The organism is Actinomadura sp. ATCC 39365 (assembly GCF_054392275.1).
This window is the reverse complement of record NZ_CP184335.1, coordinates 7583526-7596575: the sequence shown is the minus strand read 5'-3', so window position 1 is coordinate 7596575 and position 13050 is coordinate 7583526. Positions and strand designations below refer to the sequence as shown.

9 protein-coding genes are annotated in these 13050 nt (G+C 74.4%); 6 read left to right on the top strand and 3 right to left on the bottom strand.

Annotation, left to right across the window (positions count from 1 at the left end; translation table 11 throughout):
- Positions 1–133 precede the first annotated feature (133 nt).
- The 6 genes from ACNF49_RS37070 (at position 134) to ACNF49_RS37045 (ending at position 9260) form a co-directional block, all read left to right on the top strand.
- Positions 134–2173: a dipeptide ABC transporter ATP-binding protein gene (locus ACNF49_RS37070; protein WP_482940503.1), complete on the top strand. Its 2040-nt coding sequence runs from the start codon at positions 134–136 to the stop codon at positions 2171–2173.
- Between the two features lie 16 nt (positions 2174–2189).
- Positions 2190–3140 carry an ABC transporter permease gene (locus ACNF49_RS37065; RefSeq protein ID WP_357968576.1) on the top strand — a complete coding sequence of 317 codons (951 nt, stop codon included), beginning with the start codon at positions 2190–2192 and terminating at the stop codon, positions 3138–3140.
- On the top strand, positions 3137–4024 hold the full coding sequence (locus tag ACNF49_RS37060) for an ABC transporter permease (protein WP_482940502.1): 888 nt from the start codon (positions 3137–3139) through the stop codon (positions 4022–4024). The genes ACNF49_RS37065 and ACNF49_RS37060 overlap by 4 nt, the downstream gene beginning before the upstream one ends.
- A gap of 73 nt (positions 4025–4097) precedes the next feature.
- Positions 4098–5960: an ABC transporter substrate-binding protein gene (locus tag ACNF49_RS37055; RefSeq protein WP_482940501.1), complete on the top strand. Its 1863-nt coding sequence runs from the start codon at positions 4098–4100 to the stop codon at positions 5958–5960.
- Between the two features lie 241 nt (positions 5961–6201).
- On the top strand, positions 6202–7188 hold the full coding sequence (locus tag ACNF49_RS37050) for an erythromycin esterase family protein (RefSeq protein WP_482945637.1): 987 nt from the start codon (positions 6202–6204) through the stop codon (positions 7186–7188).
- The gene (locus ACNF49_RS37045) at positions 7185–9260 is read left to right on the top strand and encodes a prolyl oligopeptidase family serine peptidase (RefSeq protein WP_482940500.1); all 2076 of its coding nucleotides are present in this window, start codon (positions 7185–7187) and stop codon (positions 9258–9260) included. The genes ACNF49_RS37050 and ACNF49_RS37045 overlap by 4 nt, the downstream gene beginning before the upstream one ends.
- Here the strand turns inward: ACNF49_RS37045 and ACNF49_RS37040 are convergent.
- From ACNF49_RS37040 to ACNF49_RS37030, 3 genes are all read right to left on the bottom strand, one after another.
- Positions 9238–10899, bottom strand: coding sequence for a PucR family transcriptional regulator (locus ACNF49_RS37040; protein ID WP_482940499.1), 1662 nt, complete (start codon positions 10897–10899; stop codon positions 9238–9240). The genes ACNF49_RS37045 and ACNF49_RS37040 overlap by 23 nt on opposite strands.
- Before the next feature lie 89 nt (positions 10900–10988).
- A complete protein-coding gene (gene menC / locus ACNF49_RS37035; protein ID WP_357968593.1) occupies positions 10989–12098 on the bottom strand; it encodes an o-succinylbenzoate synthase in 1110 nt (369 codons plus the stop codon).
- Positions 12095–12982 (bottom strand): GNAT family N-acetyltransferase, encoded by an 888-nt coding sequence (locus ACNF49_RS37030; RefSeq protein WP_357968596.1) that lies wholly within the window; start codon positions 12980–12982, stop codon positions 12095–12097. The genes menC and ACNF49_RS37030 overlap by 4 nt, the downstream gene beginning before the upstream one ends.
- Positions 12983–13050: the final 68 nt, after the last annotated feature.

Sequence of the window (13050 nt, the reverse complement as noted above, 5' to 3'; positions counted from 1 at the left end):
TTCTCATGCCCGCCCCCGGTCTCCGCACCGCGCTGATCAGTGCTGATCAGTTGGTACGCCCGGACGAACCCCGGCCCCAACGTTCGATGTCCGCGACGAACACCGCCGGGGACGCGGGTCCCACTATCGTCGGATGGATTTGGAGAGCGATCGCGTGCTGGCGATCCGGGATCTGTCGGTCGAGATCCGGCGCGGCGACAGGGTCGTCCGCCCGGTCTCGGACGTCAGTCTGGTGCTGAACCGCGGCGAGACCCTGGGGATCGTCGGCGAGACCGGGTCCGGCAAGTCCATGACCGGTCTCGCGATCATGGGCATGCTGCCGGCCGGCGGCCGGGTGACCGGCGGCTCGATCGACTTCGGCGGCGAGGAGCTGGTCGGCCTGCCCGCCGCGCGCTACCGGGCCCTGCGCGGCAACGAGATCGCGATGGTGTTCCAGGACTCGCTGACGGCGCTCAACCCGACCCGGCGCATCGGTGAGCAGGTCGCCGAGCCGGTACGGCTGCACAAGGGCGCCTCCAGGCGGGCCGCCCGCGAACGCGCCGCCGAGGTGCTCGCCCTGGTCGGCCTGCCCCGCCCGGCCGAGCGCATGGACGACTACCCGCACCAGCTCTCCGGCGGCATGCGGCAGCGCGTGATGATCGCGATGGCGCTGGCCTGCGAGCCGCGGGTCGTCATCGCCGACGAGCCCACCACGGCGCTGGACGTCACCATCCAGGCCGAGATCCTCGACCTCCTGGACGGCCTGCGCTCCCGGCTCGGCATGTCGATGATCCTCATCACCCACGACATGGGGGTCATCGCCCGGCACGCCGACCGCGTCGGCGTCATGTACGCCGGCCGCCTGGCCGAGACCGCCCCCACCCCCGTGCTCTTCGCCCGGACCCGGCACCGCTACACGCACGCGCTGCTGGCCTCGATCCCCTCGCTCACCCACGACAGGGACGAGCGGCTGTTCAGCATCCCCGGCGCGCCGCCCGACCTGACCGCGGCCGGGCCCGGCTGCCCGTTCGCGCCGCGCTGCGAGGCCGCCACCGACCGGTGCCACGAGGAGCGTCCGGCCCCCACGGCGGAGGACGGCGGGCACGTCCACGCCTGCCACCACCCGGCCGCCGGACCGGCCGACCGGGTCCAGACCCGCTTCCGCACCCGCCCGGTGGAGCCTCCGGCGTCCCCTGAGCGCGCGCCGCGGCTGCGCGTCGTCGACCTCAGGCGCGAGTACCCGGTCGGCGGCAGGGGCCTGTTCGGCGCGCGCCGCACCCTCAAGGCGGTCTCCGGCGTGAGCTTCGAGGTGGCGGCGGGGGAGACGTTCGGGCTGGTCGGCGAGTCGGGGTGCGGGAAGTCCACCCTGGGCAGGATGCTCGTCGCCCTCGACCGTCCCACCTCCGGCGAGGTGGTCTTCGACGGCGAGCCGATCAGCCGGATGGGCGCGCGGGCGCTCGGCCCGCGCCGGAGCCGGCTGCAGATGATGTTCCAGGACTCCGGCGCCGCCCTCGACCCCCGCATGCGCATCGGCACGATCCTGCGCGAGCCCCTGGCGATCCAGGGCGCGGGCGACCGCGCCCACCGCACGGCCCGCGCCCGCGAGCTGCTGCGGGACGTCGGCCTTCCCGCGGGCGTCATGGAACGCTACCCCCACGAGCTGTCCGGCGGGCAGCGGCAGCGGGTGAACCTGGCCCGCGCCCTGGCCCTGGACCCGGCGGTGCTGGTCGCCGACGAGCCGGTCAGCGCCCTCGACGTCTCCATCCGCTCCCAGGTGCTCAACCTCATGCGCGCCGTCCAGCTCGAACGCGGTCTCAGCAGCGTGGTGATCTCGCACGACCTCGCCGTCGTGCGGTACCTGGCCGACCGGGTCGGCGTCATGTACCTGGGCAAACTGGTCGAGACCGGTACCACCGACGAGGTGTACGGCGCTCCCGCCCACCCCTACACCGCCGGCCTGCTGGCCGCCGTCCCCGACGCGGACCCGCAGGCCCGGCAGCCGCGCGGCGAGCGGGTACGCGGCGAGCTGCCGAGCCCGATCGACCCGCCCAGCGGCTGCCGCTTCCGCACCCGCTGCGCCCTGGCCGACGACCTGTGCGCGCAGGCCGAACCCCTCCCGCGGCCGGTCACCGGCAGCCACCAGGTCGCCTGCCACCACCCGCTCCAGCCGCTCGAACCCGCGGCCACCCCCTGAAGGGAGCCTCCCGGTCATGACCTGGTACGTCGTCCGGCGCCTGGCGATCTCGGTCGTCGTCCTGCTCGGCATCTCCGCGGTGGTCTTCCTGCTGCTGCACCTCGTCTCGGACAGCCCGGGGCGGGTGGTCCTGGGGCAGCGCGCCTCGCCCGAGGCGGTCGCCGACTTCAACCGGCAGCACGGGTACGACCGCCCGGTCCTCACCCAGTACGTCGGCTACCTGGGCCAGCTCGCCCGGGGAGACCTGGGCAGGTCGTACAAGCTGAACGAGAACGTGGCCACCCTGCTCGGGCAGAACGCCGGCCGCAGCGCGATGCTCTCGGCCGCCGGCCTGGCGCTGGCGCTGGTGATCGCCGTGCCGCTCGGCGTGCTGCAGGCGGTCAGGCGCAACAGCGTCGCCGACCGGCTCCTCACGGCGGTCTCGTACGTGCTCTACGCGACGCCGTCGTTCCTGCTCGGGCTGATCCTCATCGCCGTCTTCAGCCAGGCGCTGCCGATCTTCCCGGCCGAGGCGTCCCAGTCGCACTCGCCCTGGGTCGTGCTCACCGATCCGCGGGCCATGGCGCTGCCGGTCATCACGCTCGCCGCGGCGAGCGTCGCGGTCTTCGCGCAGTACCAGCGCTCCTCGGCCCTGGACCAGCTCGGCCAGGACTACATCCGGGTGGCGCGGGCCAAGGGGCTGCCCGAGCGGCTGATCCTGCTGCGCCACCTGCTGCGCAACGCCTGCCTGCCGCTGGTCACCCTGGTCGGCACGCTCATCCCCACGCTCCTGGCGGGCAACCTGATCGTCGAGTCGCTGTTCAACTATCCCGGCCTCGGCCTGCTGTTCCTCAACAGCCTGCAACGCGAGGACTATCCGGTGCTGCTCGCCTACACCCTCGTCGGGGGCGTCCTGACCGTGGCCGGCAACTTCGTCGCCGACCTCGTGGTCGCCGCCGCCGACCGCCGAATCGAGCTGACGAAATGACCACACAGAACGTGGAGGCCCGGCCCGAGGCCGAGACCGTCCCGGCGCGGGACCGGCGCTCGGTGCTGCGCGGGCTCCGGCGCAGCCCGCTCGGCCTGGCCGGCGGCCTGCTCCTGCTGCTGATCGCCGGGTTCTGCTTCCTCGGGCCGCTGCTCTACCGCACCAACCAGATCGACGTGGACCTGGTCAACGCGGCCCTGCCGCCCGGTCCGGGCCATCCGCTCGGCACGGACGCCAACGGCTTCGACGTGCTCGGCCGGCTGATGGCCGGCGGTCGCCTGTCGCTGCAGATCGGCCTGCTCGCCGCCCTGTTCGCCACCGCGATCGGCACCCTGTACGGCGCGGTCGCCGGCCTGGCCGGAGGCGTGGTGGACGGGTTCCTCATGCGGCTGGTCGACGTCATGCTCTCGGTGCCGTTCCTGTTCTTCGTCCTGATCCTGTCGGCCCGCTTCCACGCCGACGCGCTGTCGCTGAGCCTGGTCATCGGCGGGTTCTCCTGGCTGGTCTCCGCCCGGCTGGTCCGCGGCGAGGTGCTGACGCTGCGGGTGCGGGAGTTCGTGCTGGCCGCGCGGGTGATGGGCGCCTCGCGCCGGCGGCTCATCCTGACCCACCTGATCCCGAACGCGCTCGGCGTGATCATCGTCAACATCACGTTCCAGGTCGCCGACGCGATCCTGGTCGTGGCGGCGCTGGGCTTCCTCGGGTTCGGGCTGACGTACCCGACCGAGGACTGGGGCAGCCAGCTCGCCGGCGGCGTCGCCTTCATCTCGGCCGACTACTGGTGGCTGATCTACCCGGTCGGGGGCTGCATCGTCCTGACGGTGCTGGCGCTCAACCTGCTCGCCGACGCCCTGCGTGACGCCGTCGGGCGCCGGGCCGACTGATGAACGCCGACTGATGAAGGCCGACTGATGAACGCCGACTGATGTCTCCACCCCCACATGTAGGGAGCCTGCAATGACGCACGTGTCCGGAAAGCAGCGAGCACGCCTGGCGGTGGCGCTCGCCGCCGCGGTGGCGGTGCTCGCCACAGCGTGCACCGGCGGAGGGGGCGCCGCGAAGGACCCCGCCGCGGGGTACGCCAGCCAGCCGGCGCAGTCGGGCAAGCCCAAGGACGGCGGCACGGCCACCGTCGCGCTGACCCCCGGCCTCAGCCCGAACTACATCTACCCCTACCCGCCGGCCGCCGCCAACGGGACCGTCATCGCCCGCGGCCTGATGTGGCGCTCCCTCTACCGGCCCAGCGGCGAGGGCGACCAGGTGGCCGACGCCGAGCTGAGCCTGGCCGAGCCGCCCGCCTACAGCCCCGACCGCAAGACCGTCACCATCAAGATGAAGGACTACAAGTGGTCCGACGGCAACCCGGTCACCGCCGGTGACGTCGTCTTCTCCCTGACCCTGCTCAAGGCGGCGCTCGCAGAGAGCCCGGCCAACTGGAGCTTCTACACCCCGGGCCAGTTCCCCGACGGGGTCACCGCCAAGGCCGCCGCGCCCGACACGCTGACCCTCGAACTGGAGACCGCGTACAACCCGTCGTACCTGATGTCGATGCTGACGCTGCTGTACGTGATGCCGTCCAAGGCGTGGGACATCGACCGCGCGGGCGGCCCGCACCTCGACTACACCAAGCCGAAGAACGCCACGGCGATCTACAAGTACCTCACCAAGGAGTCGGAGTCGCAGTCCACGTTCGCCACGAACCCGCTGTGGCAGGTGGTCAACGGCCCGTACCGGCTCAAGAGCTTCGACCCGACGACCGGCTCGTTCTCGCTGGCGCGCAACGAGTCCTACAGCGGGCCCGGCGACTCGCGGCTCGACCAGGTCGACTTCAAGGCGTTCACCTCGGCCGCCGCGGTGCTCAACCAGTTCAAGGCGGGGAACCTGACCGTCGGCACGCTGGACTCCAGCTTCATCACGCAGATCGGCGCGCTGAAGGCCAAGGGGTTCAACGTCTACGGCGCGCCCGCGCCCGCCCGCTTCGACTCGCTGACCATCAACTTCGGCAACACCGTGAACGGCTTCGACAAGATCATCGCGCAGCCGTACGTCCGGCAGGCTCTCCAGCGCCTGATCGACCAGCCGGGCTACATCGCCGGGCGGGGCATCTACAACGGCGCCGGCTCGCCCAACTACAGCACCGCGGGCAGCGGCTCGCCGTACCCGCCGGCGTTCGGGGACGCGCCGCCGTACCCGCACGACCCGGCGGCGGCGGCCAAGCTGCTCACCGACAACGGCTGGCAGGTGGTCCCGAACGGCTCCACCACCTGCGTGCGGCCCGGCACCGGGCCGGGCGAGTGCGGCGCCGGCATCCCGCGCGGCCAGAAGATCAGCTTCACCCTGGCCTCCGCGAACACCCCCGCCTACGTCGGCGCCCGGGACGTCGCCTTCGCCTCGGCGGCCAAGAAGCTCGGCGTCGAGGTCAAGATCGTCACCAAGTCCCTCACCTACATGTACGCCAACTACGGCAACACCTTCGCGCCTGCGAACAAGAACGAGTGGGCGATGCAGGACTACGGGCCCCTCTACCTGGCGGCCGGTTACCCCAGCAGCAACACGGTGTTCAACGCCGAGGGCAGCTTCAACCTGGGCGGCTACCGCGACGACGAGGTGGACAAGCTCATCGACGCCTCGACCTTCGGCGCCGACGCCGGGGCCCTGTCGGCCGAGGTGAGCAAGATCGCCCAGGAACTGCCCGTGTTGTTCTTCCCGACCCCGCACACCCTGGTCGTGTGGAAGGACACGCTGTCCGGCCCGCAGTCGTCGTTCCGGGCCCTGCTCAGCTACCTGTACACGCCCGAGCTCTGGTACTTCCACGCATGACGCGGGACGCCTTCGCCCGGCCGCTGCGCCACCTCGACCCGGCCGCCGCCGCCGTCCCGGACGCCGCCACGCTGCGCGAGCTGGTCGGCGACGCCCGCGTGGTGGCCGTCGGCGAGGGAGCGCACAACGTCACCGAGTTCTACCGGCTCAAGGACCGGCTGTTCCGCATCCTCGTCCGCGAGCTGGGGTTCTCGGCGTTCGTGATGGAGTCCGGCTTCGCCGACGGGCTGGCCGTGGACGCCTGGGTCCACGGCGGGCCGGGGAGGCCGCGGTCGTCGCCCGCGACGGCATCACCTACCGGTTCGGCGAGTGCGAGCCGATGCGGCGGCAGCTGCGCTGGATGCGCCGCCGCAACTCGGCGGGCCCGGCGCAGGTCTCCTTCTACGGCATGGACCTGCCCGGCTCGTCCACCTCGCCCGGCCCGGCGGTGCGCGCGTGCCTGGACCGCATGCCGGCCGGGCCGGGCGACGAGGAGCTGCTGATCCTGAGCGACCTGGGCGGCCGTACCGAGGCGGCGGTCCGGTACGCGGCCATGCCCGCGGCCGGCCGCGCCCGCCTGATCGCGGGGCTGCGCGAGCTGGCCGGGCGCGCGCTCCGATCGCAGGACCCGGTGCTGCGCCGGTGCGCGGCCTCCCTGCAGGCGTTCGCCGACGAGGCCGAGGCGGGGGAGGCCGTGCCGGCGGGCGCGCCCTATCCTCGGGAACGGTTCATGGCCGAGACCGTGGAATGGGTGCTCGAACGGGAGGAGCGGATCGTCGTCAGCGCCCACAACTCCCACGTCCGGCGCTCGCCCTTCCACGGCCGGCCGACGCTGGGCGGCCTGCTCGCGGCGTCCCTGGGAGACGGCCTGGTGGTCGTCGGCACGACCTACGGCTCCGGCCCGGAGGTCCGCTTCACGCAGCGCTCCCCGCGCCCGTTCGACTGCGACGTCTCGCTGGAGGCGCGCACCCTGCCGCCGAACTGCGTCGAGGCGCCGCTGGACCGCCTCGGCCCGCCCGTGGCCGTCGTCGACCTGCGCCGCGCGCCGGCCGAGCTGTTCGACGGGATCGACGGCACGCTTGCGAGCGGCGGCCTCGACCCGGTGGACGACTTCCCGGCCGCCTACGACGCCCTCATCCACGTCCGCCGGGTCAGCCGGGTCCCCGGCGCTTTCGAACGGCTCCAGGCCGAGTTCGCCGCCGCCCGGCCCGCCCAACCCGCCCATCCCGAACCGCCGGAGTCGTCGTGACCCTTCCCTATCCGCCCGCGCGCACCGTCGAGGTCGTCCAGGACGTCGCGGGCGTCCGCGTGCCCGATCCGTACCGGTGGCTGGAGGAGGAGACGCCCGAGGTGCGGCGGTGGCAGCGGCGGCAGGCCGAGCTGGCCGCCGCCGTCGCCTACGACGGGCAGGACCCGGCGGCCGTCCGGGACCTGATCCTGGCCTTCGACACCGGATCCCGCCCGGCCCTGCCCAGGTACGCGGCCGGCCGCTGGTTCCGCCCGGTCACCCCGCCCGGCGCGACGGCCACCGCCGTGGTCGTCGCCGACGAGCCCTACGGCCCCGGCAGGACGGTGGCCGACCTGGCCGAGTTCGGCGGCACGGAGGGCGCGGTGCTGTCCTGGCTGGCGCCCTCCCCGGACGGCCGCGTCCTGGCCCTCGGCGTGTGCACCGACGGCAGCGAGCACAACACCATCCGGCTCGTCGAGGTGGACACCGGCCGCACGCTCGACGCGCCCGGCCAGGTCCTGCACAGCGCGTGGGCCGGCGGCGTCTCCTGGACGCCCGACAGCGGCGGCTTCTCCTTCCTCGCGCTCACCGGCCCGCCGGAGGAGTTCCGGCAGGCGGTGTTCACCCACCGCCTCGGGACGCCGGGGGAGACCGTCGTGGAGCCGATCCCGGTCCCGGCGGGCTCGCGGGAGTACACGCTCGTCCAGTTCTCCCCGGACGGCCGCTGGGCCGTGGCCGCGCACCGGGTGGGCAGCCCGATCCCGTGCGCCGTCCGCGACCTGTCCGTGCCCGGGTCGGCGTGGCGGCCCTTCGTCACCCGCTGCGCCGGCACGGTCGCCGGCCACGTCGTCGGCGACCGCTACCTGGCGGTGACCGACGTCGGCGCCCCGCGCGGCCGGGTGGTCGCCATCCCGCTCGACGCCGCCGACCCGGACGACCCGTCGGGATGGGCCGAGCTGGTCCCCGAGGGCGGCACCGTGCTGCGCTCGCTCACGCCGGTCGGCGAGCACCTGTACCTCAGCGAGTTCGACCGGACGTTCGCCCGGGTCCGGATCCTCGACCGCGCGGGCGCCGTCGCCGGCGAGGTGCCGCTGCCCGGCCGGGGCGCGCTCGCCGCCCCCTTCTTCGCCCTGACCGCCCTGGCCACCGGCATGCCCGCGGCCGACTTCGTCTTCGCCTTCTCCACGCTGACCAGCTCCTGGGGCGTCTACCGGCACCGGCCCGGCCAGAGCGCGCCGCACACCCTGTCGGCCCCGGCGGTCACGCTCGACGCCGAGGTGGCGGAGGGGCAGGCGGTGGCGGCCGACGGGGTCGCGGTGCCGTACCACGTGGTGCGCCCGGCCGGTCTCGACCCGGCGCGGCCCGCGCCGGTGCTCGTCTCGGCGTACGGGGCGGCCAACGTGCCGCTGCTTCCCCAGTACCAGCCCGACCTGGCCGCCTTCGTCGCCGCCGGGGGCGTGCTGGTGCAGGCGTACCTGCGCGGGGGCGGCGAGTTCGGCGGGGACTGGTACCGGGCCGCGCACCGGGAGCGGCGGCACGTCCGCGACTCCGACCTCGTGGCCGTCGCCGAGCACCTGATCGCCGAGGGCGTGACGGCCGCCGACCGGCTCGCGCTGACCGGCGGCTCCGACGGCGGGCTCATGTGCGGGGTCGCCGTCACCAGCCGGCCCGAGCTGTGGCGGGCCGTCCTGCCGCGGGCGCCGCTGCTGGACCTGATCGGCGGCATCCGCGACCCGTACCTCGACTTCGTCATCCGCAAGGCGTGGGCGGACCCGGACGACCCCGAGGAGGTCCGGCGGCTGCTCCGGATGTCGCCGTACGAGCTGGTGCGCCCCGGCGTCTTCCCCGCGGTCTACCTCCAGGCGGGGGCGGCCGACCCGCGGTGCCGTCCCTGGCACGCGCGCAAGTTCGCCGCCCGCCTCCAGGCGGCCCAGCAGGGGGACGAGCCCGTCCTGCTGCACGTCTTCGACGACGCCGGGCACGGCGCGGCCACCCCCCATGACGTGGCGGTGGCCCAGGACGCCGAATGGCTGGCCTTCCTCATCGGCACGCTCGGCCTGCGCGGCGCGGTCAGTCGTCCGGCGCGGACCTGATCGACATCAGGCGCAGCTGCAGCATGGCCGACAGGCGCGCGTCCGGGGAGCCGAGGTCGATCCGGCCCACCTCGGCCGCGCGCCGCAGCCGGTAGCGGAACGTGTTGGGATGCACGAACATCGCGGCGGCGGCCACCGAGACGTCGCCGAAGGCGTCGAGCCAGGCGTCCAGCGTCTCGACCAGGCTCGTCTGGTGCTCCTTGTCGTAGGCGACGATCCGGGCGATCGGCCCGCTGGGGACGTCGCCGCGGGGCACGAGGTCGGCCAGCTCCAGCAGCAGCGCGTCCACGTGCACGTCGTCCAGGCGGGCCACCTGCCGCCCGGCGGCGCCCGAGCGCAGCACGCGCAGCGCCCGGTCGGCGCCCGAACGCGAGTGGGCCAGGGCCGAGTTGTCCCCGGCCGGCCGGCCCACCCCGACCAGCGGGCGCAGGCGGGAGCCGACGCGGGCCAGGAACTCGGTGGCCACCAGGACCGCGCGCTCGTCGGCGTCCTGCCGGTTCTGCGGCAGCGGCAGGATGCCGTAGGCGACGTCGCCGACCAGCGCCGCGGCGGCCCGCGGGTGCACGGCCGACAGGTGCATGGCGAAGGCGTCGGCGAGCCGCTTGCGCTCGGCGGCGAGCTGGGCGGGCAGCGGGCTCTCGCCCGCCGGGCCGACGACGGTGAGCGCCAGGACGACCGCGGGCTCGTCCTTCAGCCCGAGGCGGCGGGCGGCCTCCAGGGAGCCGGGCCCGCTCTCCAGCGCGGTGCCCAGCAGCTCGGCCCGCAGCCGCCGTTCCATGTCGGCGTCGGCGCGCTGCCACACCATGTGCATCGCGACCAGCTTGGACGCCTCGTAGAGCGCCTGGCTGCGCTCCTCGCCCAGCGGCTCGGGGACGACGACCCAGATCGTGCCCAGGATCTCGTCGCCGGCGCGCACCGCGATCGCCACCCGGGGCAGCGCGGGCGGCTGCCTGCCCTCGGGGTCGGGCAGGGGCGCCACGAAGACGGGCCGGTCGCTGCGGTAGATCGCCTGGAAGACGCCGCGTTCCTCCAGGATGCGGGTGTACTGCTCGGGGACCTGGCGGCCCAGGATCGTCCGCACGCGGGAGGTGTCGGTGTCCTCCTGGCGGCTGGAGAAGGCCAGCAGCCGCGAGTGGCGGTCCTCGATGGTGACGGGTGCGTCGAGCAGCGCGGCGATGGCGTTGGCCACGGCGAACAGGTCGCCGGACCCGATCCGGCCCGAGGCGTGGGCGTCGGGGCCGAGCCGGCCGCCGTCGGAGGTCAGCTCGCGCAGCATGCCCGCCAGGTGCGTCCAGGACGCGCCGCGGGCGAAGGCCAGCACCGCCACGCCCGCCCGGCCCGCCGCCGCGACCAGCCGTTCGTCGGCGACGACGGGCGCGCGGACGACCAGCGCGGCGGCGCCGTGCCGCCCGAGCCGGGTCACGACCTGCGCGATCTCGGCCGGGTCGTGCAGGCCGACGCCGAGGACCAGCGCGTCGGCGGGCAGTTCGGGCTCGTCGAGCGGGTCGTGGATGACGACGCCGCCGATGTCCTGGGCGAGCCCGGCGTCGCCGCAGACGACATGGAGCAGGGTGGTACCGAGTTCCTCCAGGACGCGGCCCAGGCTGGCACGCGGGAGGCCGGTCACGGGGACAAGCACGCCTCCGAAGCTAGCGCCGCCCCGGTGGCGTGTCGTTCGTCCGTGACGACGAAATGCCGCCGGTGGATCTGTCGGAACGGACCAATCGGTCAGGACGGCATCGGCACCCACGCCCTGGCGACGGTGACCTCCTCCAGCACCTCCGGGATCGGGGCGACGCCGATCCCCGGGCCGGTCGGCACGGCGAGGTGGCCGTCCACCAGGCGGAACGGCGGCGTCAGGTCGGTCCGGTAGTAGCGGTCGGAGGCCGAGGTGTCGCCCGGCAGCAGGAACCCGGGCAGCGCGGCCAGCGCCACGTTGGCGGCCCGCCCCACGCCGGTCTCCAGCATGCCGCCGCACCACACCGGGACGTCGTGCGCGGCGCACACGTCGTGGATGCGCCTGGCCTCCAGATGGCCGCCCACCCGGCCCGGCTTGATGTTCACCACCTGGCAGGCCCCGAGCGCGATCGCGTCGGCGGCGGCGCGGGCCGAGACGATCGACTCGTCCAGGCAGATCGGCGTCGTGACGCGCTCGGCCAGCCGGGCGTGCCCGAGCAGGTCGTCCTGCGCGAACGGCTGCTCGATCAGCAGCAGGCCGAACGGGTCCAGCTCCGCCAGGTGCCGGGCGTCGCCGCGCCCGTACGCGGTGTTGGCGTCCACCTGGAGCGGGATGTCGCCGAACCGTTCGCGCACGGCCCGGACCGGCTCGACGTCCCAGCCGGGCTCGATCTTCAGCTTGATCCGCAGGTAGCCCGCGTCCAGGTACTCGGCGACGGCGTCGAGCAGCGCGGGGATCGACCCGGTGATGCCCACCGACACCCCGCACGGCACGCTGTCGCGCACCGCCCCGAGCGCGTGGGCCAGCGGGACGCCGCGGGCGCGCAGGTCCGCGTCCAGGACGGCCGTCTCCAGGGCGGCCTTGGCCATCCGGTGCCCCTTGAACGCCGCCAGCGCCGGGGCGACCTTGTGCGCGTCCAGGTCCGCCACGCCGGCCAGCGCCGGGACCAGGAACCGGGTCAGCACGTCGGCCGCGGCGTCGGTGTACTCCGAGGAGTACAGGGGCGCCGTGCCCGCGCCGCACTCGCCCCAGCCCTCGGCCTCGCCGGTGACGACGCGCACCAGCACCGCCCGGCGTACCGTCTCGGTGCCGAACGACGTGCGGAACGGCGTCACGAGCGGCATCTCGACCGTGCGGACCTCCACACCGGTGATCTTCACTCCGTCTCCTGTCTGTCCACGATGTACCAGCCTGTCCGGTCGAAGCCCCGCACCCGGCCGCCGCCTTCGAGCAGCTCGCCCAGCACGTCCCGCAGCGCCCCGCGCCAGTCGGCGGCGCGGGCCGGGTCGCTCTCGCGCATCGCCTCGACGTCGCCGGGCACGCCGACCAGGACGGTGGGCGTCCCGGCGTACCGGACCAGCGGCCCGCCCGCCGCCGACGTCTCCAGCGCCACGGCCGCGCCCGCCGCCCGCGCCGCCGCCGCGTCCGCCACGAGCGGCCGGCCCGCGCAGGCCGCCTCGACGGCGGGCGTCTCCAGCCGCCAGCGGACCAGGACGCGGTCGGTGGCGTCGGCGCGGTTGATGTCGTCGTCCATGGGGCCGTAGAAGTCCGGCAGGTACTCGGCGGGGTCCGCGCCCAGCTTGGCCAGGTTGAAGTAGGCGTTGCGGCGTACCAGCGGGTCGTAGGTCCAGCAGATCTCGCCGACGCCGCGCAGCATGGCCCAGGCCCGCTGGTGCAGCTTCATGGCGAACCCGACGTTGCGGCCCTGCATGCCCGCCAGCACGCCGGCGATGTGACTGTGCAGGGCGGCGCGCGCCGGAGGGGAGAAGAAGCCGAAGCAGGCGCCCACCATCCGGTCGCCGTCGAAGGCGCCGCTCACGTAGCTGCCCGCCTTCGACAACGCGCGCAGCATGTCGGCCGTCACCGGGGGGTTGTTCTCACCGGTGCGCCAGATGTGCTCGTACAGGCGGCGGACGGCTTCCAGCTCGCCGACGCTGTCCAGGGGGCGGATGTCGATGCCCGCGCCGTCGGCGGCGGCCTGGGCCGCGGCGCACGCGGCCTCGACGGGCCGGGAGTCGCGACGGTCACGGATGAGATCAGTCACGCCGGTCATGGTCGCAGCCGCCTTCGTCCCGTAGCTGGTCGGCGAGCACCGGGCGGCGGCGCCCCGTT